Origin of the sequence: Vibrio rarus (genome assembly GCF_024347075.1) — a bacterium.
GTDB lineage: Bacteria > Pseudomonadota > Gammaproteobacteria > Enterobacterales > Vibrionaceae > Vibrio > Vibrio rarus.
This window is the reverse complement of sequence record NZ_AP024901.1, coordinates 241,970-266,963: the sequence shown is the minus strand read 5'-3', so window position 1 is coordinate 266,963 and position 24,994 is coordinate 241,970. Positions and strand designations below refer to the sequence as shown.

The window sequence follows — 24,994 nt, the reverse complement described above, 5'->3', positions numbered from 1 at the left end:
TTCCAGTCAGTCTTAAGGCATTATCTTTAAAATATTAAGACATTCATAGTTACAAATTTAAATAATTAACAGTGGCCTTTAAGTAGCCCGTAACATAGATTATGTAACGGTAAGCCTATTCATTTTGGAGTGTTTATGGGGTGGTTGAGTCGTTTATTTGGTTCATCAAATAATGAGAAAAAGCAAGAGGTTGAACCGGTAGAGTATAAGGGCTATTTAATTTATGCAGACTCTATTGCAGAAGGTGGTCAATTCAGAGTTGCTGGACGTATTACCTCAGGGGAAGGTGATGCACTGAAAACACATCAGTTCATTCGTTCTGATGTATTAGGCAGTAAAGAAAGCGCCAATGAATTAATGTTGAAAAAAGCGCAAATGTATATTGATCAAACGGGCGAATCTATTTTCGACCAATGATGCGAAAGAAAATTGTATACACGTTCGTAGATGGTGTTTAGTGAACTAAGACGCTTTTTGGTGTCATCGGCGTACGCTGATAAGCGTACCATTTGACCTTCTTAGCACGCACTAAAAACGGACTATGTTTTGTTTTGGTTAATTGTAGGGAATAACTATGCAGATTGGTGTACCTAAAGAAAGCCTGTCAGGTGAAACTCGTGTAGCCGCGACACCTAAGACGGTTGAGCAGCTAATAAAATTGGGATTTGATGTTTGCATTGAAAAAGAAGCGGGGGCGTTAGCCAGTTTCGATAATCAAGCCTATCAACAAGCAGGAGCCAGTGTTGTTGACCACACTGAAGTTTGGCATTCACCCCTGATCCTTAAAGTGAACGCACCATCAGAGGAAGAAATTGCCCTGATCAATGAAGGTGCAAGTATCGTCAGTTTTATTTGGCCGGCGCAAAATCCTCAGTTAATGGAAAAACTGTCCTCGAAAAACATCAATGTGATGGCAATGGATGCGGTGCCACGTATTTCTCGTGCTCAAGCGTTAGACGCATTGAGCTCTATGGCGAATATCGCAGGCTATCGCGCTGTGGTAGAAGCCGCTCATGAATTTGGTCGTTTCTTTACAGGACAAATCACAGCAGCCGGTAAAGTACCGCCAGCAAAAGTATTAGTGGCAGGGGCCGGTGTTGCCGGTCTTGCGGCTATTGGTGCTGCGGGTAGTCTTGGCGCTATTGTTCGTTCGTTCGATGTTCGCCCTGAAGTTAAAGAGCAAGTGGAGTCTATGGGGGCTCAGTTCTTGGAAGTCGATTTTCAAGAGCAATCTGGTGCGGGGGACGGTTATGCCAAAGAGATGTCTGAGGAATTTAACCAAAAAGCGCAGCAACTGTACGCCGCTCAAGCAAAAGATGTGGATATCATCATCACTACGGCATTGATCCCAGGACGCCCAGCCCCTGAATTGATCAGTAAAGAGATGGTGGATAGCATGAAGCCGGGTAGTGTGATCGTTGACCTTGCCGCTGCAAACGGTGGTAATTGCGCTTATACCGAAGCTGATAAAGTGATCACTACTGCCAATGGTGTCAAAGTGATCGGCTATACGGATATGGTGGGTCGTCTGCCAACGCAATCGTCCCAGTTGTACGGTACTAACTTAGTTAACCTGCTTAAATTGTTGTGTAAAGAGAAAGACGGCACCATCAATATCGACTTTGACGATGTTGTGTTACGTGGTGTGACCGTGGTTAAAGAGGGGGAAGTGACTTGGCCTGCGCCACCGATTCAGGTGTCGGCTCAACCGCAACCTACACCTAAAGCGACAAAAGTAAAAACAGAACCTAAAGTGGAAAAACCGTCATCGCCCATTAAAAAATTGCTGGGTTTGGTGGTTGGCATTGGGGCATTTGCTTGGGTGGCCTCTGTGGCTCCCGCTACCTTCTTAGCTCACTTCACTGTGTTTGTTTTAGCCTGTATTGTTGGTTACTACGTGGTGTGGAACGTCACCCATGCATTACATACTCCTTTGATGTCGGTCACTAATGCCATTTCAGGCATTATTATCGTTGGTGCCTTGTTACAAATAGGACAAGGAAGTGGCGTTGTCACTTTTCTCGCCTTTATCGCCGTATTAATTGCTAGCATTAACATCTTTGGTGGATTTACTGTCACCAAACGCATGTTAGAAATGTTTCGTAAAGACTAAGGAGTAACATATGTCTGCAGGATTAGTTCAAGCCGCATATATTATTGCTGCTGTTTTCTTTATTATGAGTTTAGCTGGGCTGTCGAAGCAAGAAACGGCCCGCTCCGGTAATTACTACGGTATCACCGGCATGGCCATTGCGTTGTTAGCCACTATTTTAGGGCCTCATTCTGATGGTGTGCCGTGGATTCTAACGGCCATGGTGATTGGTGGTGGTATTGGTATCTATTTCGCTAGAAAAGTGGAAATGACAGAAATGCCCGAACTGGTGGCCATTTTACACAGTTTTGTGGGAATGGCCGCGGTGCTTGTGGGTTACAATAGCTTACTGGATGCCCCTGTGCTGGCCACCCATGCCGAGCATATGATCCACTTGGTGGAAGTGTATTTAGGTGTGTTTATCGGTGCGGTGACTTTTACAGGTTCTATCGTTGCCTTTGCCAAATTGCGCGGTCTCATTTCTTCTTCTCCATTAAATTTACCTAATAAACATAAGCTGAATTTAGCCGCTATTATCATTTCAGCGTTACTTATGAAGTGGTACCTTGGCGGTGATGGGGCGTTATTTCCTCTACTACTAATGACGGTTATTGCCTTAGCATTTGGTTATCATTTGGTTGCCTCAATTGGTGGCGCAGATATGCCAGTAGTTGTGTCTATGCTTAACTCTTATTCCGGTTGGGCTGCCGCTGCCGCAGGCTTTATGCTCGCCAATGATCTGTTGATCGTCACTGGTGCTTTGGTGGGTTCATCGGGTGCGATACTGTCGTACATCATGTGTAAGGCGATGAATCGCTCTTTTATTAGTGTCATAGCCGGTGGTTTTGGACAAACGGTGTCGGTCTCGTCGAGCTCTGAGGCGCAAGGGGAGCATCGAGAGTCTAGTGCAGAAGACGTAGCGGAACTGTTGAAAAACTCAAAATCAGTCATTATTACTCCGGGGTATGGCATGGCTGTAGCTCAAGCTCAGTACCCAGTGCATGAGATCACGGAGAAACTGAGGGCGAAAGGAGTGAAGGTACGCTTTGGTATTCATCCTGTTGCAGGTCGCTTGCCCGGTCATATGAACGTGTTGCTTGCGGAAGCAAAAGTTCCTTATGATATTGTATTAGAGATGGATGAGATCAATGATGATTTCTCTGAAACTGATACAGTACTCGTCATAGGCGCAAATGATACGGTGAACCCGGCCGCCCTTGATGATCCAAGCAGCCCCATTGCTGGTATGCCTGTGTTGGAAGTTTGGGATGCTAAAAACGTGGTGATTTTTAAACGTTCAATGAATACAGGTTATGCAGGGGTACAAAACCCGTTGTTCTTTAAAACCAATTCATCGATGTTGTTTGGTGATGCTAAAGCATCTTGCCAAAAAATAATTGAACATCTCTGATCTAGTACGATTTTAGTCGAAAGAAAAGGGAGCTTACGCTCCCTTTTCTTTTGCCCGATCTCAGTGGATATGTGTCATTTCATTGTCAATTATGGCGTACGGTTTGGAATGGATAGCCGTTTACGAGTATAGTGAACAAATTGCAGTTTAAAACATGTTGTACTCTTTGAGAATTTTATTAATATTCATCAGCTTACTGGCTGTTAGCCCAGTTTCAGTAGCCAAAACATTACCCCAAAGGTTGGATTCTTTGGTGGGCTTGTTTGTGTTTGAAGAGGCAAAAGATGTTTATGATATGCAGGTTATTCAAGCAGACTTTCCCACAGCGTTAATCGACCCAAACTCGATGTTACCGCAAACCAGTAAATATCCGCTAAAAGACATACAGCTGTTATATCGTTTAGAGCAAAATTGTAAGGGAAAACTTCCGTTAAGCCCTGCAGTGACTGAGCCGCTAGTCTTTACACGCGCTATGTGTCGTGGAACGCAATTACCACTCAAATGGTTTGCTCGGGCGAATCCTATCCACCCCGGTGGCGGTACTTATGCGGCACGCTACGTGAAAGCCCATCCTGAGCGCTTTGAAGAACTGCAACCTTATATGCATATAAGTGAAAGGAAGTTTGCCAAGCCAAGTACTTTGCTCGGTCGATTACAGGTGATGCACAGTGATGGAATTGCCTCTTTGCTATCGGGCGCACCTATGTTTTTACAAGACAAAGAGTTCTGGTTACGTAAAGGTGACAGTTACTTTGTGTTTGATATTGATGTGTTAGCCCGTCATGCCAAAAAGGCTGAATTGACATTTCGTCCGGTATCGCAGGTCAATGAATGTTTTTTTGAACGAGGCAATATTTGTTGGCAACAGCACGATGATAATCACTTAATCAAATATTTGTTATATGTATTGGGGGCATTAAATGTCGTCTTAATCATTGGCTGGTCCTTGTATCGTTGGAACAGTAAAAGACAAGAAATGCGCAGCCGCATGCTAGTGCTACAAATATTAACCCATGAATTGCGCACACCTATTGCCAGTTTGTCGATGACCGTAGAAGGCTTTAGACGTGAGTTCGAACGTTTACCTGAGTCTGTTTACGATGAGTTTCGTCGTTTATGTGAGGATACGAGACGATTACGCCAATTGGCAGAAGCAAGTAAAGACTACTTACAGTCAGATAATAAACCGCTGGCTACTGAGTATTTGCCTTCTATGCAAGAGTGGTTGGAATATAAAGTAGAAAATTATGCAGGGGATGTGTCATTGATTCTTGAAAGAGACATTGATGCGCAAGTGAATATTTATTGGCTGGGTACCTGCATAGATAACTTAGTGAATAATGCGATTAAATATGGTGTTGGCAAGGTGAGTTTGAAAATATATCGCAACGCTGACACGCTGAAAATTGAGGTTCAAGATGAAGGGGACTTATGTGCGAAAGATTGGAAGCAACTACGCAAACCCTTTGTCAGTAAAGCAGGGTTAGGCCTAGGTCTAACGATTGTAGAATCAATGGTAGGAAGAATGGGCGGCAAAATGAAACTGGTTGGGCCGCCAACTAAATTTGTTATGGAGATCCCTTGTGGAAGAGACGTTACTGCTTGTTGAAGACGATAAAAATTTGGCCGATGGCCTACTGGTTAGCCTAGAGCAGGCGGGTTACACCTGTTTGCATTCAGAAACTATTGCTGACACGACTAAATTATGGGACCAAGCAGACTTGGTTATCCTAGACAGACAATTGCCTGATGGCGATTCAATTGCAAAATTAGCAGAATGGAAAGAGATTAAATCCGTTCCAGTGATTCTGTTGACCGCCTTGGTTACGGTAAAAGATAAAGTGTCTGGTCTAGACGCTGGCGCAGATGATTATTTGACTAAACCCTTTGCGGAAGCGGAGTTGTTTGCACGCATTCGTGCCAATTTACGTTCTCCAGGTGGCGAACCCGAAGCAAACGACTCTAAAGTCATTACGGAAAATTTGGTGATTGATAAAGCCACCCGTGAAGTCTACTACCAAGGTAATAGCATAGTGCTGACTCGAACTGAGTTCGATTTACTGACGTTTTTAGCCAGTAACCTTGGCCGTGTATTCACTCGTGATGAATTGCTTGATCATGTTTGGGGTTATAATCACTTCCCAACAACACGCACTGTGGACACCCACGTTTTACAATTACGCCAAAAACTAGCGGGTATTGATATCGAAACGTTACGCGGTGTTGGTTATAAGATGAAAAGCTAATGAAAGCTTGGTTAGCCCCGTTACTTTTGCTGCCGCTGGCCGTTGCACCCATGACGGCTAATGCGCAATGGTTTGAAGAAAGCAATATTATTACGCAAATGCACAAAAAATTATTAGAAGATGACCTTAGTGGCATGTTCGATTTAATGGTGCAGGTTTGGCAGCAGGAGTCTACAGAGCATATTGAGCCTCATTTAGATGCTTTGTTGAAACAAGCAACGGAAAAAGATTGTGGTAAAGGGTTGATTGCTGAGGGGTTACCCACTTGGATTGATTCTATTACCATTGAAAAGGTGGCGATACAGCGGCCGGGACGTTTATCCAACAAGCTGGGTTTGAGCATTTTGACCGAGCAAGCTTTAAAGTCTGTTCGATTAACCGCTTGGCCTGATGCGACGGTATCGAAAAATGTCATCGATCAAAGAGCCTTTGCACAAGTTACCGATGACAACCGTACTTTGCAACGTACGGAAGCGACATACAGTTTAAATAAACCTTTAAAGTCCGGTTTGTACCAACTGATTATCGAAGACAATCAGATGCGAAAGTGGACTCATTGGCTAATAATGAGTCATCCCGATCCTGTGCATGTGGTGCGTTGGGCTTCAAATGACAGTTGGGTGGTGGATAAAAAACGTTTACTCAATCGTTATTGCCCATTACCAGTACAGAAGGTGACGGTCTACGACTATAAAGATGGTCAGTATAATACAGTGTGGAATAAGTCGTATGAATCTAACTATCCTGTTAAGCTACCGTCCAATGCTTTGCCACCTGACCGTTATGTTGTGAATGTTTCAATGACACAGTCTCAATGGCAAGGCCCAATCCTGTTTCAAGATAAACGAATTATTAGTAAAACCATCGATTTTACAGAAGAGTAGGTCGTGATAATTAGGAGTTACCATGTTTGATGATTTACCCCCGTTGACCCATGAGGAACAACAAAAAGCGGTAGAGCGTATACAAGCTCTTATGGCTGAAGGGATCAGTACAGCGCAAGCCATAAAAGTGGTTGCAGAAGAAATAAGAGCTGAATTTAACAAGCAACAAGAGCAATAAGGCTCTTGTTTTTTACCTTACTGACGCACTATAACTAATGGTATTTATGTCATAAACCCAACCGTGTAATACCAAAACAATCAATAAGTCATAAGCTAATTTAACCATGAATTACTAAAAATCTTTATAAACCAATGCGTTGGTTGGTTTATATTTAGGCGATGTAAATCTTATATGAAATTAAATTACATGCTACTTTTTGCAATCATTAGCGCGTTTAAACAATAACAAAGATGATAATCTAAGTTTTTCACCGCTTATAAAAATGCTCTGATGAGGAATGAATGACGTTACGTGTCGTGCCAGAACTGTATTGTTTTGATGTAGAAGTGAGCAAACGTTTTTTTATTAACGTGTTGAGGTTCTGCGTAAAATACCAACGTCCACAAGATAAATTCGTGTTCTTAAGCCGCCAAGGTGTTGACTTGATGCTTGAACAAATTGACAGCAACAGCAGGAAATGGATAAGTGGTGAAATGCAATTTCCATTAGGCCGTGGCATGAATTTGCAATGGGATGTGGATGATATAGACGCCTTGTACCATCATGTCACACTAACGGAACCCAACTGCATTTATCTAGCAATTGAAGATAAGCCATACCAATGTGGCACTAAGCGGATAACACAACGGCAGTTTATAATTCAGAGTCCCGATGGATACTTATTTCGATTTTGCCAAGATCACATGTAGTTCGCAAAATTGGATTTACCGTTAACGCTACTCGATGCTTTACTCCTATGAATGAGAAAGAGCAGGGCACGGTTATTGGTAGGCATACAGAACTAAACATTTATGTCTCTATCGCTAAACGATTATTATCTTCGTTTCCAGTACCTTTAATGGTTGTAGAGAACTGACGGAGTTGATCATTACTTTGCCCAGCGCTACCATTTTTCGCTTACGCTATAAGTGCGTATAATGTATGTTATGTTAAATAAGATTTTTTATTAATTAAATTGGTGAGTAACCTATCAGCTTAAGTGCTGCCCACAACGTACTGGACAGCACTTAATAAAGTGACTCGTCGATGACTCATTACGCTGCCATCACTGCTGAGCATGATGGATACAATCCATAAACTCATATAACGGCTATGATTTACACCAAGATAGAGCTAATTAAGATGCCCTATTTCTTCACTGATTAGCTCCAAAATTTTGTCCTTGATCGCGTCCTTATTTTCGGCATCGTAAATATTATCTTTACCCACACAGTCTCTAAGCCCAGTATTACTGTTTACAGGATAATCAAAACCTATAACCGCAAGGCGAGCTTTGACTTCTTTATGAGTGCTTGTCCAATGACTGGTAGAGTGTGATGGATTATTAAAATGGTCACGAATTTTGTCACATAAACCAATATGATGTGAACCTGGGTTTGCCAACTTACGTGTTATCCCTTGGTGAGAGTCTTGTCCATCAGAAAGCAAAATAATCAGTCTACGCGGTTCATCAGCCTGCGGACTATCGGCAAGTTGTGCAGCTCGAATCAATCCCACATACGAAGCTGTACCGCTTCTAGGACTAAAGTTCTTAATTCCGTTATTAAATGTTGTAAAATTAGCTGTCATGGGCATATTATGAAAACTAGGGTTCGACGTATAACTACTTGGTTTATATATACATCGGTAGTTTTTACCCGCATCACTCCCCCAATAAGATAGATCAAAAATATGATCAATCGTATGTATTGCTACTGTTTGGCTGATACTACGAATACTTTGATTATGGCCATAAAGAAAGTTCTGATAACAAGTATTCGTTTTACTATGGTAATCATTTGAATGACGAGAACTGCCGTCATTTTGGTAAAAATAGTGTTGCGGATGGTATTGCTGGGTTAATTGCTGCACGTAGTTATTGTACCCAATAAACGCCACTTTATTCTTATGATTCCCCGACAAATTACTATTAAATTTTTGCAACTCATCAGTGATCTCTTTAATGATCTCAATCACCATCTTATATTTAGCTTGACCAGGATGGTAGTGAGTACAATGCCCATTTGGACAGGTACTTTTCAATGAACTAGCCATAGACCCTGAAAAGTCAGCCGCAAAAACAACATCTACGGCTTGAGATTGGTATTTACGCGCCGAATCTTCCGAAGCAACGTCATAATCGTTACCCATATCCACAAAAGTAGGATTGATAAACCACGCTTTCTGATTGATCTGAGCATTCACTCGATATTCAAAAAAACGTTTTGCATTATGATTGCGAGCTAAATTTTGCGTACATGCTGAGTTGTGTTCACAGGCAATCTTAGTGACATGCAGATGCACATCTTGATAATCAGGAATGTATGCTCGAAGATATCGCTTAACAAGTGCGTCATTTTCAGTGTTGTCATCACTGTTGTGAGCGGCCACCGCATAAGTAGCAACTTCAACCGCATCATTCAAACGAGCCTTCGTCTGTATCGCACGACCCCCTTCAATGCCCCAGACAAAGATCGACATAATGAAAGGGATCATAATTGCAAATAAAATGCCGGCATGCCCGCGCTGTGATGATGGGCTAAGTGGCGTACAACCTCGACTACTGTACATCAATCTCTACTCGGCGATTTTTCTCTCTGCCACTAGCAACAGCATTACTTGCAACAGGATCAGCTTCGCCTTTAGAACTCGCCTGCATTTTGTTTTTCGCTAAACCATGCTCAGACAAATACGCTAATACGGACTGTGAACGACGCAAACCCAACTCGTAGTTATACTGCTTACTGCCCGTGTTATCGGTATAACCTTTTAATAGTAAGTTTTTATCTCGGTTAGCGACTTTTTTTAATACTTGAGACAATATATAACGAGATTTATCCGTCAGTTCACTTTTATCCCATGAAAAATACACACGGGATAGTAACTCAGGTGTGTTACTTTTTTCAGTCTTTGAATGTGCCTCAAGGTACTCAATACACTGCTGGCTCAAGCCTGAGCGATCAAGAGAATCTGCTAGGTAATCCAATGCTGATGAATCTTGATTCGGTGACTCAATCTGCATGAAAGCCCCCTGAGAGACTCGAACCTCAGTCGCTTTCCCCACTGAGATTGTCTCCTTAAATTCTAAGTCACCTTGACCACAATAATACTCGGCTTGATGGGCTGCCATTGCTGTATTGGCCATCAAGCAAGTACTCAATAAAAAAGTAAAACGAATAAATGTATTTGAATGCATGATTAACGTCCCATAATGACAGAGCTAGAAGAAACAGAATTAAAAGTTTTACCGACCAAATCGCCAAACCAATTCTCAGTTTGATAACACACAGTGACTCGATAAAGAGTAAAGCGTCTCCCCCATGAACTTTTAAGGGATAGATTTTGCATGCTATGTAATGACTGTTTTAAAGTGCATCCTGCCGAATGCATAGACGCGTGTATTGTCGACAATGGTAATGCTTGTCCGTTTGAATTAAATCGTTGTTCTTCCACAACAAACCCCAGTTTATTCTCATCAAAATTGCCGACTGTTCTGGCTAATGAACGTTCAACAATACGATAAACATTGTCTACTTCAATAGGTGTTAATGGCACGATGTCATGTTGCGAACTAAATTGAGTTCGTTCTTTTAAAATGCTGACAGCTGAAAATGACATACGATCTAACTTGCCATGTGTAGCAAGCTTAACCACCAAATCAGAGGTAAACACCAAAAGAAGAGCGAACACAACGCCTACAATGGCAAACTCAACCGTAAAGTTCCCTGCTTGTGCACGATTTTTAGTAGTTAAATTGATCACGTTCATTCTCTTGAATTACCAACATTTCGCGACTAAACAGTTGCGCCCCAGGATTGAACACATCAAAAATTGTGCTCCCTTTGTACTCAATGTGGTAAATCGCAATAGGACTGTTATTTTGGCTATCACCACATTGTCTGAAAAACTGGTGAGGATGCGCAGGATCAAAACCACAATCTGGTGCTTGCGCCAATTTTTTATAGTCATGAATAAACGTAATCGACGCCATAAAGTCGTTTGGCTCAATAAAGTTGCTCCATAAGCTATCACTACGTTTAATTGCCGTTAAAAATGCCTTTTGATACATGGCACTGTACTGAGCCTGATTGCCACTATGAGTGTGTTTGAGTTTTTTAGCCGCTTGGGTAGCTTCAGATATGGCCAAATCACCTAATGACGATACATAGTTGACGTAACTCAGTTCAATCCAAAGCACTACCATTAGCCAAAAGAAGACAAAACCCATAGCAAATTCTATTGTCGCGATTCCCTTTTGCTTTCTCATATTGCTAAACATCACTTCGACACTTTAAAATCATTGATGCTATTGCTTTGCAGTTGTTGCAAATACTGATAAAGCTCAAATATTTTTTGTTCATCATACTTTTTGCTAAATAATTGCTTCAACTCTTCGTATTTATTTAATTTAGCCATAGAAATCGCAAGATTAGCTTTAAGTTGATCGTCTGCATCACTATCAAGATAAAACAGCATTAAACGGTCATATGCAGACTGGTAATCATCATTGAGCATGTCAATAACGGCTAAGTTATTCGCTATTTTTACATCATCATACATATAATGTTTAGCTTGAATAAAATCAGCCTTAGCCGATTTTAAGTCTCCTTGCGAAGCCTCTACAATCCCTTTTAAATTATAGATATCACCGGAAATATCTTCCGTAAGGTGAGAAGACTCTCCTTGGTATTTATTTATTTCCAGTGCTTTTTCTAAAGACTCTTTGGCCGAAATAAAATCAGATGCTTGGTAGTAAACGAGGCCATCAAGATAATAAATGTTTGGATTAGGTTTTGATTGTTTTTTAATCAACTCATTCAGATAATATCTAGCAGAATTAATATCGTTAAAATTAAGATAAGTTTGAACTAACTTAGTTTGCAACTGGGTGTTATTGGGATCTTTTTTAAGTTCATTTTTGTATAAATCTATCAACTTTTTATAGTTATGGCTGACCATATAAATCTTTTCACTGGTAGCAAATGCTTTTTGCTCGTTAGTAGGTTGTGATGCACAACCTACTAACAAGACGCAAATCAATATCGCTAAACTTCGAATAATCACCATTACAATAGCATCCTCATAACACCTGGAGCCGCTATCAAAATCACAATAGGCACCATAATAAATAGAATTAACGGAATTGACATTTTAGAAGACAATTTGCCTACCTTTTCTTCAAGCTCAAGTATTTGCACTTCTCGCATGTCCGAAGAGAGCGTAGAAAGCACTTGGTAGATAGATGTACCATGGTGCATGCTTTGCTTTAATGTCATCACAAAGCTTTGAATTTCATTGCTCGGCACACGAATGGCCAACTCATCAAGAGATTGTTCCATCCCAACAATACGTGCCCTATCATTGGTTTTATCCAATAAATAACTGATGTCATTATCAAACCCTTTCATCTCTTGAGATAGGTATTGCATTGCAGCTTCAATCGTCATGCCGGTTTGTACACAAACTGCCATCAAATCTAATAGATAAGGTAAATTTGATGAAATCTTATGCTTAAGATTTTTTGCTCTACTGGCTAAAAAAGAATCGGGAAAGATTAAGGTAAACACTAACCAGAGACTACCGTATACAATATAGGAGGTACTTGACCAATCCCCTTCTGTACCTAATAGGTAAATAATGAAACTACCTAAAATAAGGAAACCGTATTTTATAGGCATAAAATAACTTGCGAATTTTGCGCCATTATAAAAACCTGCCGCAATAAATTTAGCCGAAATCTCATTTTCATCACCTGAAAATACTTTATTTAGTACTCCAGATAAGGATTCTAACCACTGTTGATTCTCTTGATTAGAATTGGCTTTTCTTAAATTAACCTGTTCAAGTACTTTCTTTCTCTTTATTGATAAATAGAGTAAATCGCCAATTAAAAATACGACTGCAAGTATAATGATAACAATCCAAAACTGACGATTATAAATAATAGGTATAGAGGGCATTACTTAACCCCCTTCATAAGCCAGACAATGATCGATATGCCAATAAATTCACTCACTAATAAATAATATAGAATATAACGCCCCGTGGGATCGGTCATAACATAATCAAAATTATCAGGGCTAAATACTTTCATAATCACCATGAAAATACAGGGAATTGCCGCTACGATCTTAGCGGATGCTCTAGCCTCTGAAGTCATCGCCATTTTCTTTTTGTCAATCGCTCTAGCATTAAACATGATTCGATTTAATTTAGACATGACATCTTTCAATTGTCCACCACGGCGCATATTGGCCCGTAACGTGATAACAAAAAAGTAGAAAGCTTTGTAAGGAAAACGTCGACAGGACTTACGAAACACCTCATCGGGGGCTTCACCCATTTGCAGACGGTTTCCCATTAAACGAAACTCTTTGCCTACCGGTCCTTCAAGGTTCTTTCCAACATGAATAACTGCGTGCATAACACTTTCACCCGCAGAAACTGCACTGGTCATAATATTAAGAGCAATAGGAAAAGAGTCTTCAAATGCGTTCATTTCACGCTTTTTAAGCCAGCCAAGCATGACATAACTGGCAATGATCTCGCCTATAATTATGATAATGACTAAGTTTGCTTTCAATATTGCACTGTTTATTTCGTAGCAAGCAAACGCAACCAGCAATGCAAATAGGATGATTTTTAGCTCTGACTTCGATCCTAGTTGTTGCTTAATGTTGCGAAACTTCTGCTCAATGTTCTGCTTAATCGTTTGATCTGAAAGTGATAATAGATCCACTGCTTGGTGATCATCCATCATCGAATTAAGATACACAGTTTGATTAAACTTCGCGGCTTCATCTATATAGTCATGATGACGCTTTGGGTTTACTATTCGATAAAGTAAAAATGCACAGCAAGCTAATAGTATGCAAATAAGTAATTTAATTAACACCGTGATCTCTCTTACACATTAACTTGCAAGTCAAGTGAACCAAAGGCTGCAGAGAGTTTGTCTTCTAGGCCGAAGAAGCGGGCTTTTTCCATTAACACGGAACGCTGCATAAGACCGGCTGTGACAAAATTCCCCTGCACTTTGCCTTCTGAAGAGTGACCTTGTGCCGGCTGAAATTTGAAAATTTCTTCTAATACAACACTTTGACCTTCAAGACCCACCACCTCGCAGATACTCATGACCTTACGAGTACCATCATGTAAACGGCTAACTTGGACAATAACATCTACCGCGCTAACGATGGTGCGACGAATCGCTTCTAAAGGTAAGCTGTTGGTTGCCATCATGACCATTGACTCAATACGAGATACCGCATCTCTTGGTGTATTGGCATGCAAAGTGGACATTGAACCATCGTGACCTGTATTCATGGCTTGCAACATTTCAAAGGCTTCACCGCCTCGACACTCACCCATAATGATTCTATCCGGGCGCATACGAAGTGAGTTTACGACCAAATCACGCTGAGTAATCATGCCCGTATTTTCGACACTGGCTGCGCGAGTTTCTAACCGCACAACATGAGGTTGTTGCAATTGCAGTTCCGCCGCATCTTCAATCGTTACAATGCGTTCTCTTTCAGAAACAAACTGCGACAAAGCATTGAGCATGGTCGTTTTACCAGAACCGGTACCACCAGAAATAATAATGTTTAAACGGCAGCGAGCGGCAATCATTAATACCTGCGCAATTTCAGGGCTCATAGCTCCAAACTCACACAATTTTTTAAAATCTATACGGCTTTTTTGAAATTTACGTATGGAAATTGAAGTGCCATCAATTGCTATTGGTGGAAGCACAATATTAACTCGACTGCCATCCATTAGACGAGCATCACAGGTCGGTGAAGTGCTATCCACACGGCGTCCAACTTCGGTTGCAATGCGTTTTGCTACCGTTTGCAGTTGCTCTTCATCAATAAAAGTGACTGGCACTTTTTCAACAATACCGTTACGTTCGACAAAAATATTCTTCGGCCCATTGATCATGATATCGGCAATAGAATCATCATCCATTAGGCTTTGTAGCGGTCCTAACCCAACTAACTCATTAGTTAAATTTTGTGCATACTCTTGTCTAATGACGTTGGGTACCGATAAACGCTCTTGCTGAATAATAGAATCAATCGCACTGGCAAGTTGCTGACGTAACAAATCTTTAGATAAATTGTTTACCGCCTCGGCGTCTAAAACAGTAAAGATCTTATTGCGTATATACAGATAGGCTTCACTTGCGTTCATGTTACTTAGTCCTGCTAAATATTTTTATGCCACGTTTTTTGATGACCACTTGACCTAAGATCAAAGACGTCAGTTGCTTTAATCCTTTGGCCAATCGCGTTTTTCCTCTCGACACGGACTTTCCTTCTAACTTGATCGCTCGGATATGTTTATCAAAAGGCAATTCAATATTAAGCTGGGTATCTAATAGTTTCTCCACCTCCACCTTAGTCACGGTGGCAAATTTAGCCGGCATAGTGTGATTCATCACTAGTAAAAATCGTGTATTGTGTTTGGTCACCATCTGTTCAATGCCACTCTTTATGATGGCTGCGTTTCGTAAAGCCGAAACAGTAGAATCAAATACCAACACCACAATATCGCTATCGGCCAAAAACTGACTGGCATAGAGCTGATTATCACAAGAAAATTCTTCAATAATAAAGTTCGCTTCTGCGGACAATACATCGGCAATGGCGTCGGAGTACTGTCTTAACTCCGTGCTATTACGGCGCTCGTCTTGTTGTAACGCCAAAACAGAAAGTAACGGCGTGACTTCTTGTGTAAGGTTTTTTGCTGATGAAACATCAAGATTGGATAGCATGTTTGATTCAGTTAACGGACGTCGCTGAAAGTTCTTTAACGCTAACATGATGTCAAGATTACTGGTCAAATAGTGGTTATCGACTAATAAACACGAAGACTTTTTCTCATGACTCAATTGATAAGCCACCTCAGAGGCAATCAAAGTACTGCCACAACCGCCTTTACAACCTACAATAGAAATTTTCTTCGCTTTACGCGCTTGGCTAAGCCCTTCACTTGAAAAGCTTTCACTGCGAACCAGTCCGACAAGTTCAATCACGTCACGCTTTTGTGAAGGCCAAAGTAAGTAGTAAAAACCTTTACTCTGCACTTCTCGCTTCAACAATATCGAATCTTGAGCACCCATAATGATGACTGAAACCGTATTGGGCAATAACAGCTGGATCTCTTCCACATCCCCAATAAGGTCGATACTATCGGTAAAATCAAGGATCACAACTTCTGGCGTTTGCTCACGGATATAATCGGCAAGCTTTTGAGTCTTCAGTACAAAGAATTCAGGCGCTTTCCAACCCTCAAATTCAAACGCTTCCTTGATACTGTGCATGCACTCTTCATCACGATAGAACATCGCGCTAGAGAGATTATTTAATTCTTCGTCTCTTCCATCTTTACTAGAGACAAGATCCATAAAATCGAACATGAGGCTCCCCTATTCTTGCTCAGGTGACGTTGATGAACCTAATACGCGCTCTGGATGATTCATCATCTGCCAGCGATTGCCTTCAACCACACATCCATTAGGGTAACGGCCGTATTCTTCTATTTGTTCATAATGACAAATACTAGAAACCGCCTGATATCGCTGCGCAAACAGTTCTAAATCAAAATAGGGCTTATCACGTTTAACATTGCCTTTAGTCAATAACACACTATCAGAGCGAAACCCTTGTGAAATTAAATAACTTTTTACTTGAGTAACCACCTTATACGCCGTCTTGCTATACCAAGTCAGCTCAATTTTATGATCGACTAACTCATTACGATGAGAGTTAACATACGCCACCACTTTATCCACCGACTTTTTCAAACCCGGTGAGTGCACTTTTAATTGCAAATGATAATTGATAGGAACCACATCAATGGTGGCAGCGTTGCGTTCGTGGATATATTCACTACAGCCGGTCATATTCATCAGCATAAATAGAGTGAAAAGGCTAAGCACTTGACTGATTTTTAAAGAGATCATTTCTTAAACCCTCCCGCTGCTAAAATTTCACGTCCCCACTGCTCTCCGGCCGATTTTTGCGAACTGCGAACCCCTAACCAACGCTCTAACGTATGAGTTTTGCGCATGGTAGGTAGCTGGATTTTTGCGCCATCAATAGGGTGAACTAAGTTAACGGTTGCGACGATAATCAGTTCGGTTTTATTACGCTCAGATTCGGTATGCCTAAACAGCGCACCTATGATTGGAATTTCAGAAACAAATGGGATTTTCTTTAAGCGTTCAACATCTTGAGAGTCCAATAGACCACCAAGAATAAAGCTTTGACCATCACCTAGCTCAACGGTAGTTTCAGCACTGCGGGTTTTTAGGGCCGGAATATCAAACTTATCATTGCGATGTTGCTCATCAATGGAGCTCACTTCTGGGTGAAGCAGTAGCTTGATTTTATCATCACGCTCAACCAGTGCTTGCAGTTCAAGATTGACCCCGTACTTTTTAAAATCGACCGTGATATTGTCGTCTGTTGAATAAACGATAGGCAGTTCACCGCCTACCATGAAGTTGGCTTTTTCACCGGAAATAACCGACAGGTTTGGTTCGGCCAGTATTTGTCCAACATCTTCTGAGTTAACCGCACTAATCACTGAGGTAATATCACTAGCGCTGAAGTTTTCAATATGATCAACAAACACACCCATTTGTCCGCCAGAGCCCACTTGTACGCCAAGTTTCTCCGCAAAATCATGAGTCACTTCAGCAATGGTCAGTTTGACATTGACTTGGCGAGTTAAAATCACTTCAATGTTGTTCACAACGCCAGGATATTGTTTCTTTTGAACAAAATGACCAATAGCCTGCTTAGGTTGATCAACTGCTGTCTTATCCGCGCTAGTATGTTTATCACTTGAGGCGGTGGCCTTGCCATCACCTTGCGCCATAGAGCCTACCAACTGGTAAATACCGTCACTAATGGCATCACTGGATACGTTGCCACTAAGGACAATCGATGATCCCACGGAAGATACCGTGACTTGGCTATGCGGGTAACGCATTTTTATTTGCTGACTGATATAGGAAAGATCTTGAGTAATATGCACTTTACGGCTAATTAAGGTTTGACCGTCATGGTTAAACACCAACAGACTGGTATCTCCTTCCTTCTTGCCATACACCACTAATTTGTTGTTATCGATCACCTTGTAGTCTGCCACTTTCGGGTTTACCACAAACACTGAACCAATGGCCTGACGAGAGGACAAAGACTGTGCCTGACCAACTTGTAGATTCATGGTGGTTGCTAATGCAGATAGTGACGTTAAACTCACAACCATTGCTAACATAATGCGAGCTATTATTGTCATTTGCTCGTATCTCCTCGCATTTCACGAACTTGATTAAGGTTAGGTAAAACATCATCCACATCCGCGCTCAAATCACGGCTTCGCTCTGTACCAAGGGAATGTTGAACTTCAATATCGGATATGTGCCGTGCAACCGTCATTTTCGCCACTTGCTTTTCGGTTAATTCAAGGACTAAAGTGGCCTTTTGCGTCATTAAGTCCCCTTTAACTTCATCACTGTCTTCATCCGTTGATTTACGCGGGTAAGCAACCTTTAACACTTTAACGTGCATGAGTAGCGGAGAAATGGACACGTCACGAGCATCACGCTCATCCAGATATTCAACATCTTCCTCGTCATCAGCAATGTGGCTGTTGTTAGATGCGGTATACGCCAACACATCCACAAAACTGTTCGCTTGAATGCCGCCGCCAATTAATACTGCCGGTGAGAGCGAAATGGGATAAGGAATAAAATTGGGTTGGATAATCAAGTTCACGTATTCGTCTTGATCTGGCGTGACTAACATCTCAGGAAAGATAAAGGCACCTTTATCAAGATCTCTATCAACGACCATCTTCGGACTCACGGTAATTTCTACATCATGATCGATGGCATGGTCGAACGCTTGTTGCTGTTTTAAAGAAACGATTTTAAGCTGATCACGAGTGATCTCGTCACCACGATGCACCGCTTGAGTGGTCATCCAAACTTTAAACGTTTTTTCTACTTGAACAGGTTCCGGTGAATTGGCCTGACTAGATGGTGTAGATTGAGAATGAAATTGATTGCCAACTAACAGGTAACCAACGATCCCCAACAACAACACCAATATGAAAATTCTTAGTTTCACGTTTCCCCCTAAGGAAATAAACCAAAAAAAGCATTAATGAATTGAGACAAACAGCGCCCATGCTGCCGAGATGACAATTGGCAATCCATAGGGAATGCCTCGTGCTCTTACCTTATTAATATCGGTACAATAACCGTAGATGAGATAACCTATTGCCAGTAGCCCTCCTAGTGAGGTGATACTAAACAAGAATAAAAGAAAGAAAGCGGGTTTCACCGCTAGGCTAATGACTGCGAGTAGTTTGACGTCGCCTGCACCGATGATTCCAAACGATACAAATACAAAACCGATAATTAATACTTCAAAAAAATGAGCGATAACATCTAGTTCAATTGTGTTTTTCAATGTTGGGACAAGACAAAGTAACAATGTCATTAACATCAAATTCGGTATACGACGATGCTTCCAGTCAAAATATGCAATACAAAATAGATTTAAAAGTAATATATAAAACATAATTATATTGGAATAGAGCCAATACAATGTATTGACTCAAATTCTAAATATAGTTTCTTATTTACCAGCTTTAATAGCGTTTGCATTATCAATATTGTTTGACACATGACCCATTGCACTTGTTAGTGCGTCTTTTAATGTACCATTTTTGAATATAGCTAAAACAAGCGCAGACATTGCAACAGCAATAATTGCATACTCAACTGCAGTCACACCACGCTCATCTTTGATGAAAGATTTGCATTTGTTGATCATGTTTTCTGTTGCTAAAGAAGATTTTACATATAAAGAAGTAATCATATTTGGTTCGCCCTAATTTTTGCACTAATTGCAATTAACAATAAATAATATTAAATATTCACAGTAAAGACATGTGAATATATGCAAGCAATTTCAACAGTTACAACACTTTAATACTGGTGAGCATTGTGCATATTTTAATCAATGGTTGAAATCGGGGTAGAGTTTATAGATAAAAGCGACTTAAATTCAACACCTTAATTACGCTCTCAGCTATTTCTTATATGATTAAGTAATTAACAGCAGAAGTTAAATTCAAACAGGAATGTTTTTGTAGGGTTTTGTATTGAGAAATGGGCATCTTGCAGTCTTTTAGGCTTGCGAAGGCAGATTTTACAGCATGGGATATGTATATGAAATGTTACATTGCAAAATCAACAGGTTATATTGCGTCGAAAATACAATAATTATAATGTTGCGCAACAATATTTACTTATTAATTTTAGCTTTATATTTACATATTTTGACGGGGGTTAAAATAAGCATAATTCATATCAATGATACATCAATTAATATATAGGTCACGAAATTAGATTTAAATCCAAACGCACCTAACTCAAGGAATTAGAGTAATTATTCTACTCATTTTATTAATTTAACAGCGTTTTCTATAGTTTCTTTTATTTTTTTTAATCACATCACACTTTTGGTGCAATCAAATGAAAGCATGGTCATATTGCACTTTGTTTTTTACAACATTTTTTACACAAATAATTTTGCCTGTAAAATGCGCCTAATTATTTGCACACCCTCAATAAAGCCATAACTTCATCCATTTCAACCCTTCAAGGCATTTGCTCTACCCTATCATCGCTTGCAAATCCCATTGGCAAATCAGTAAATAGAGGCTAGAAGTCATACCATTATGAGCGGTGAATGCCTCATGGGATGTCCTTTCCCTTTGTCTCTTCAATGTTAGGTCAAGTGAGTCCTTCACTTTTTAGGCTTCAAAAACTGTCGGAGCTAAAGACTTCGCTCCCAGGCGCATAGGAAACCAAAACCGTTCTTAGCCGAGCAAATCGCCATCAGGGTAATCAGTAAGCAACGACTGATTGGATGTGGTTTTGAGCAACGGTAAAAATGCTTTCTGATTCAGTACCTGTATAGAGCATCATGGTAGATAGGAAAAGCACATCAAAGACATAGTGATATGACAGACAACGTCTGCTGCTAGATTGCGTTTGAATCGGCTAGAATAAATATAGACGGGGTGTGTTATGAGCATGGAGGAAGTGGTACATCATCAAATGTACTGAGTTTATCTGCTAAGTTTGCACTGTGTTGGCGTACAAATGGAACGCTGCAACTCAGTGCAAGTCTTTAATATTAAATGATTACTGGTCGCTCTTGGTGGTTAGTGACATTGTAACGTACTAAATCTAAATAATACCTTACACGTCTACCCTATATTTCAAGTCTTGTGCCTCATCGCCTGTCATGCCTCTAAATCCCCAGCAATGCGCTGGCTGTTCATGGATGGTGATTTCAATATCAATAGGCAATATGCCTAATTGAGTTTCAATTTCATTGAACAAGGTCTTAATCAGTTTCTGCTTTGTCTGCACTTGTCGCCCTTGCATCATATTAATTTCAATGACGGTGTAGGCATCCGATCTTCCTTGTGGATAGTAAAAATCTTCTTTATTCATTGCGATGAATCGATGAGCTCTTTTGTCATCGGGCAATCCTAAGGCGCTCGACATGGACTGCTGGATTACGTCTGATAGTAAGGCTTTAATGGGGTTTAAGTGCTCTTTAATTCCGTAAATGACAATCATCTGCTATTTCCTTTAGTGACTGCTTTGATCATACCAATCACACTAAGTAAGTGATCAGAAATAGCGCAGGAAAAATGCTCGAAAACAAGGCAGAATTTTTCGATAAATTGTTATTCTACAATCAAAAATTCTAACGCAGTTATCGGGGATTTTAACAAGCTAGATGATCCGTTATTTAGTACGATTGATATGAGATAGCTCCGAATTCAACGTTAAGTACAACAGTAACTTATAGTACGCTCATAATAGATGCTTGTTTACACTTTAACTTGTGTTCATCTATTGAAACTATGTTTATTTCTCTCTAAGAATTTAGTTATAGTGCATTACATATGCATAAATAAAGGATATTGACATAACAAACGTAGGTTTGTATTAAATATCCTTATGCTGATTAGCCCCCTGCTAGTTTGACCGTATGGCCTTTCTTCTCCAGATGGGTTTTGATTTTATCGCGATTATCCCCTTGAATTTCGATAACCCCTTCTTTAACTGCGCCGCCGCAACCACACACTTTTTTAAGCTCTGCTGCCATGAGCTTTAAGCCAACATCATCAAGATCTAAACCGGTGACTAAGCAAACCCCTTTTCCTTTGCGGCCTTTGGTTTGACGTTGGATACGTACAATGCCATCACCTTTAGGACGTTGTTCTTTTGTTTGTTCGGGCTTAATTCGCCCTACTTCCGTTGAATATACTAGAGACATTATTCAGCCTTTATATAAGAGTGTTTGTGTTATTTTAGCACCCTTCTTATGCGAGGTTAACCGCAGGATGAGTTGTTAGTAAAACTAATACTTTTCAATCAGTTGCTTAGCAACTATCATATCAACACCACCTAATTTAGTTATAGTGCGTCACATGCGTAAAAAGTGTATCCCCATCACCGATAGTAAGCGTAAACAACAAAGCTGTCAGCGGTTTAGCCAATTGGTCACTGTTGATGACTTTAACCAATTGACGCATCAGCAATATAGTCACAATTCTTTGTTATCTATGTTCAATGATTGGAATCACTTTGTCGAGTTCTGTCAGCGCCGCCATGTGTCTTGCATTCCTGCATCTACCACTGCGGTACGTTTATTTATTGAAAAACAGAGTGAGACACGTAAGTACGCCACATTAAAAAGAATGGCTATAACTATCGGATTAGTTCATCGTTTTCATGAGTTTAGTGATCCTTGCAACCATCGCCAAACCAAGATGTTACTAGCACAACTGCGCGTAGATAAACGAGGTGACGCCAAACAAACAAAAGCCTTTAATGCCAGCCACTTGTCTCAAATCCAACAGCAACTCAATAGCGAAAGCAGTGTAAAGCAATTAAGAGATGCGGCGATTTTGTCGGTTATGTTTGAATGTGCGATGAAACGTAGCGAGTTACGAGAGTTGTCTTTTTCTCAAATTCAATGTGATGTCATCGAGGCCACATCCATTCAAGTGAATATCAATCAGCAGCACTACCAACTGTCGTCAGCCAGTAGTGAAATTGTGCAGCGCTGGATTTTGATGGTGCCTGAGCATATTGGACCACTTTTTAGGCGTATTGATCGCCATGGCAATATTGGCGAACAACCTTTGGATGCCTCCTCTATCTACCGTGTCTTCCGCGCCTCAGAAACTCAGTTGGGGTTAAGTTTGCAACTGTCAGGACAGTCTGCTCGGGTGGGTGCGGCAAAAGAATTAGCAAAACAAGGGTATGATGTGAAAGACATTAGCGATTTTGGACGTTGGCTCAGTCCTGCAATGCCTGCTCAATACCTAGGCAAACAGGTATTGGCAGACAATGAAAGGCTCAAATTTAAAGTGATTAAGCCTTGGGATTAACGGCGCGTGTTACTGCTTGAGCTAAATATTGAGCAAAAGAGTGCCCATTATTTGCCAGCATTTTAGGGAACATCGAAATTGGGGTCATTCCTGGGAAAGTATTCACCTCATTGAGGTAGATCTCTCCATCTTCCGTTAAAAAGAAGTCGATTCTGGATAGATCTTTCAAACCCATTTGCACAAAGACTTTATGTGAATAATCCGCAATTTTTTGTCGCTGTTCGTCGCTTAACCCTTTCGCCACAATCTCAGTTGTAGAGTGGCTATCAGAGCTGTATTTCTCTTCATAAGAATAGAAGGTGCCCGAAGGTGCAATGACTTCCCCTGGGGCTGTAATGAATAACTCACCTTGATATTGATAGGCGGAAACTTCAAGCTCTCTTGGAGTCACGGCTTTTTCTATCAGCACTTGCTCTGAGTAGCCAAACGCATCATTGACCGCCTTTTCAATACCCTCGCAGTCCGTGACCTTGTAACAACCTACAGAGGAGCCTTGACGAGCCGCCTTTACAAACAAGCTGCCCCAACGATTAAATGCATCATGCACTTGTTGGTGGCTTTGGCCGTTGTTTTCGGTGAGGAACACATAAGGGGTATTTTCTACGCCAATTGCGTCGTACCACAATTTTGAAGTGATTTTATTAAAGCTATTACAACTTGCCTCAACCCCACAACCAAAATACGGAATACCAGCCAGCTCAAACATAGATTGAATGTCGCCCGTTTCACCTGGGTAGCCGTGAATACAAGGAACAATGTAGTCGATGCCCGATCTAGTTTGCCCTTCCACCAATTCTTTTGAATGAATGTCTAGATAGCATTCGTTGTTCGCCTTGGTGAGCCATGAATTGTTTTTTATCTCAACGCGAATAACAGTAAATTCTGCGGTTAATTCTAACTGTTGTTGCACGTAATCAGCTGAAACTAAAGACACCTCATGCTCTGAAGAACCGCCACCACAAAGCAAAAGAATAGTAATGTTCGACATCTATATAGACCTAATAAATTGTATTCGAGATTATTTTAACAGCTCAAAGCTATCTGTTGCTGCCAATTCTTTGTCAGTAAAGTTCTTAACAAACGGTTTCAGCTTCTGTAAGTCAGAAGGCAGTGCCGTCACAGCCGCTTTAGCCTGATCATAATCTTCATAATCCCCCATCACTACCGAATACACCTGTTTTTGGTGTAGGGTTTTGCTTTGGATCCACAACGTTGTCGTGGCCATAAGAGATTGGGCAAATGTTTTGGCGTGCTCTTTATCCGATAACGTGGCTAATTGAATAGCAAAGCCTTTTTTAGGCGTTAGCGCAGAGGGCGTAACGTCTTCGGTGACGGGGGCTTGTGTTGACTGCTGCGCTGTGGCTTCTTGCACTGGTGTACTTTGCGGTGCACTGTCTGCACCTTGTGCATCCGTAGTATTCACTGTTTCATCTGCGGTGACGTCTTGCTCTTCAATTTTAGGCGCTTTGGCATCCACCTCAGCTTGAGTGGTTTGATAGTTTTCTTGATAACTTTCCGATGTGACGTCTGTTTGATAATCACTAGAACTGCTGCATGCGGTAACTAGTAAAGCTAAAGAAACGATAGCGATCTTTTTCATTTTTATGCTCACTGCCTAATTGTTGACAAAATCATGCCCATCATCGACTCCACAATCAAGAAAAAGCCTGATGCTAATTGCAATTGGACGTGATC

27 protein-coding genes are annotated in these 24,994 nt (G+C 40.9%); 9 read left to right on the top strand and 18 right to left on the bottom strand.

The genetic code is table 11. From position 1 onward, the window contains the following. The first annotated feature begins 135 nt into the window (after window positions 1–135). The 8 genes from OCU56_RS14275 (at window position 136) to OCU56_RS14240 (ending at window position 7,503) form a co-directional block, all read left to right on the top strand. On the top strand, window positions 136–417 hold the full coding sequence (locus tag OCU56_RS14275) for an HlyU family transcriptional regulator (protein WP_261875394.1): 282 nt from the start codon (window positions 136–138) through the stop codon (window positions 415–417). Window positions 418–574: 157 nt separating this feature from the next. After that, entirely contained in the window at window positions 575–2,113 is a 1,539-nt protein-coding gene (pntA, locus tag OCU56_RS14270; protein ID WP_261875393.1) for a Re/Si-specific NAD(P)(+) transhydrogenase subunit alpha, read from the top strand. A gap of 10 nt (window positions 2,114–2,123) precedes the next feature. Beyond that, window positions 2,124–3,503: a Re/Si-specific NAD(P)(+) transhydrogenase subunit beta gene (pntB, locus tag OCU56_RS14265; RefSeq protein WP_261875392.1), complete on the top strand. Its 1,380-nt coding sequence runs from the start codon at window positions 2,124–2,126 to the stop codon at window positions 3,501–3,503. A 154-nt stretch (window positions 3,504–3,657) separates the two neighbouring features. Next, complete coding sequence (vxrA, locus tag OCU56_RS14260) at window positions 3,658–5,112, top strand: sensor histidine kinase VxrA (protein ID WP_390904877.1); 1,455 nt, start codon at window positions 3,658–3,660, stop codon at window positions 5,110–5,112. Then, a complete protein-coding gene (gene vxrB / locus OCU56_RS14255; RefSeq protein WP_261875390.1) occupies window positions 5,087–5,749 on the top strand; it encodes a response regulator transcription factor VxrB in 663 nt (220 codons plus the stop codon). The genes vxrA and vxrB overlap by 26 nt, the downstream gene beginning before the upstream one ends. Next, window positions 5,749–6,633: a DUF2861 family protein gene (locus tag OCU56_RS14250; RefSeq protein ID WP_261875389.1), complete on the top strand. Its 885-nt coding sequence runs from the start codon at window positions 5,749–5,751 to the stop codon at window positions 6,631–6,633. The genes vxrB and OCU56_RS14250 overlap by 1 nt, the downstream gene beginning before the upstream one ends. A 22-nt stretch (window positions 6,634–6,655) precedes the next feature. Then, window positions 6,656–6,811, top strand: a complete 156-nt coding sequence (locus OCU56_RS14245) for a YoaH family protein (protein WP_261875388.1) — start codon at window positions 6,656–6,658, stop codon at window positions 6,809–6,811. 284 nt (window positions 6,812–7,095) lie between these two features. Continuing rightward, a complete protein-coding gene (locus OCU56_RS14240) occupies window positions 7,096–7,503 on the top strand; it encodes a bleomycin resistance protein (RefSeq protein WP_261875387.1) in 408 nt (135 codons plus the stop codon). A 424-nt stretch (window positions 7,504–7,927) separates the two neighbouring features. Here OCU56_RS14240 and OCU56_RS14235 read toward each other — a convergent pair whose 3' ends face one another. The 16 genes from OCU56_RS14235 to yciH form a co-directional block, all read right to left on the bottom strand. Then, entirely contained in the window at window positions 7,928–9,364 is a 1,437-nt protein-coding gene (locus OCU56_RS14235; RefSeq protein ID WP_261875386.1) for a TadE/TadG family type IV pilus assembly protein, read from the bottom strand. Further along, window positions 9,354–9,989 carry an OmpA family protein gene (locus tag OCU56_RS14230; RefSeq protein ID WP_261875385.1) on the bottom strand — a complete coding sequence of 212 codons (636 nt, stop codon included), beginning with the start codon at window positions 9,987–9,989 and terminating at the stop codon, window positions 9,354–9,356. The genes OCU56_RS14235 and OCU56_RS14230 overlap by 11 nt, the downstream gene beginning before the upstream one ends. 2 nt (window positions 9,990–9,991) lie before the next feature. After that, window positions 9,992–10,555 carry a tight adherence pilus pseudopilin TadF gene (gene tadF / locus OCU56_RS14225; RefSeq protein ID WP_261875384.1) on the bottom strand — a complete coding sequence of 188 codons (564 nt, stop codon included), beginning with the start codon at window positions 10,553–10,555 and terminating at the stop codon, window positions 9,992–9,994. Then, on the bottom strand, window positions 10,536–11,060 hold the full coding sequence (locus tag OCU56_RS14220; protein ID WP_261875383.1) for a TadE/TadG family type IV pilus assembly protein: 525 nt from the start codon (window positions 11,058–11,060) through the stop codon (window positions 10,536–10,538). Before OCU56_RS14220 ends, tadF begins: the two co-directional genes overlap by 20 nt. 11 nt (window positions 11,061–11,071) lie before the next feature. Further along, on the bottom strand, window positions 11,072–11,860 hold the full coding sequence (locus OCU56_RS14215) for a tetratricopeptide repeat protein (RefSeq protein WP_261875382.1): 789 nt from the start codon (window positions 11,858–11,860) through the stop codon (window positions 11,072–11,074). Further along, on the bottom strand, window positions 11,860–12,753 hold the full coding sequence (locus tag OCU56_RS14210; protein WP_261875381.1) for a type II secretion system F family protein: 894 nt from the start codon (window positions 12,751–12,753) through the stop codon (window positions 11,860–11,862). The genes OCU56_RS14215 and OCU56_RS14210 overlap by 1 nt, the downstream gene beginning before the upstream one ends. Continuing rightward, complete coding sequence (locus tag OCU56_RS14205; RefSeq protein WP_261875380.1) at window positions 12,753–13,688, bottom strand: type II secretion system F family protein; 936 nt, start codon at window positions 13,686–13,688, stop codon at window positions 12,753–12,755. Before OCU56_RS14205 ends, OCU56_RS14210 begins: the two co-directional genes overlap by 1 nt. 11 nt (window positions 13,689–13,699) lie before the next feature. Beyond that, on the bottom strand, window positions 13,700–14,989 hold the full coding sequence (locus OCU56_RS14200) for a CpaF family protein (protein WP_261875379.1): 1,290 nt from the start codon (window positions 14,987–14,989) through the stop codon (window positions 13,700–13,702). 1 nt (window position 14,990) lies between these two features. Beyond that, window positions 14,991–16,217, bottom strand: coding sequence for an AAA family ATPase (locus OCU56_RS14195; protein ID WP_261875378.1), 1,227 nt, complete (start codon window positions 16,215–16,217; stop codon window positions 14,991–14,993). Between the two features lie 9 nt (window positions 16,218–16,226). Continuing rightward, entirely contained in the window at window positions 16,227–16,763 is a 537-nt protein-coding gene (locus tag OCU56_RS14190) for a hypothetical protein (protein WP_261875377.1), read from the bottom strand. Further along, window positions 16,760–18,106 (bottom strand): type II and III secretion system protein family protein, encoded by a 1,347-nt coding sequence (locus OCU56_RS14185; protein ID WP_261875376.1) that lies wholly within the window; start codon window positions 18,104–18,106, stop codon window positions 16,760–16,762. The genes OCU56_RS14190 and OCU56_RS14185 overlap by 4 nt, the downstream gene beginning before the upstream one ends. Continuing rightward, window positions 18,103–18,939, bottom strand: coding sequence for a Flp pilus assembly protein CpaB (gene cpaB, locus OCU56_RS14180; protein ID WP_261875375.1), 837 nt, complete (start codon window positions 18,937–18,939; stop codon window positions 18,103–18,105). Before cpaB ends, OCU56_RS14185 begins: the two co-directional genes overlap by 4 nt. 33 nt (window positions 18,940–18,972) lie before the next feature. Further along, entirely contained in the window at window positions 18,973–19,395 is a 423-nt protein-coding gene (locus OCU56_RS14175; protein ID WP_261875374.1) for an A24 family peptidase, read from the bottom strand. A 57-nt stretch (window positions 19,396–19,452) separates the two neighbouring features. Continuing rightward, entirely contained in the window at window positions 19,453–19,695 is a 243-nt protein-coding gene (locus OCU56_RS14170) for a Flp family type IVb pilin (RefSeq protein WP_261875373.1), read from the bottom strand. A 1,391-nt stretch (window positions 19,696–21,086) separates the two neighbouring features. After that, entirely contained in the window at window positions 21,087–21,473 is a 387-nt protein-coding gene (locus tag OCU56_RS14165) for a tautomerase family protein (protein ID WP_261875372.1), read from the bottom strand. A 394-nt stretch (window positions 21,474–21,867) separates the two neighbouring features. Beyond that, window positions 21,868–22,179, bottom strand: a complete 312-nt coding sequence (gene yciH / locus OCU56_RS14160; protein ID WP_261875371.1) for a stress response translation initiation inhibitor YciH — start codon at window positions 22,177–22,179, stop codon at window positions 21,868–21,870. Window positions 22,180–22,333: 154 nt separating this feature from the next. Between yciH and OCU56_RS14155 the strand changes: the two genes are divergently transcribed. Continuing rightward, on the top strand, window positions 22,334–23,299 hold the full coding sequence (locus tag OCU56_RS14155) for a tyrosine-type recombinase/integrase (RefSeq protein ID WP_261875370.1): 966 nt from the start codon (window positions 22,334–22,336) through the stop codon (window positions 23,297–23,299). Here OCU56_RS14155 and OCU56_RS14150 read toward each other — a convergent pair. Both OCU56_RS14150 and OCU56_RS14145 read right to left on the bottom strand, forming a co-directional pair. Beyond that, on the bottom strand, window positions 23,283–24,287 hold the full coding sequence (locus OCU56_RS14150; RefSeq protein ID WP_261875369.1) for a D-alanine--D-alanine ligase: 1,005 nt from the start codon (window positions 24,285–24,287) through the stop codon (window positions 23,283–23,285). The two genes, OCU56_RS14155 and OCU56_RS14150, sit on opposite strands and share 17 nt — an antisense overlap. A 30-nt stretch (window positions 24,288–24,317) precedes the next feature. After that, complete coding sequence (locus OCU56_RS14145) at window positions 24,318–24,899, bottom strand: SPOR domain-containing protein (RefSeq protein WP_261875368.1); 582 nt, start codon at window positions 24,897–24,899, stop codon at window positions 24,318–24,320. Window positions 24,900–24,994 lie beyond the last annotated feature (95 nt).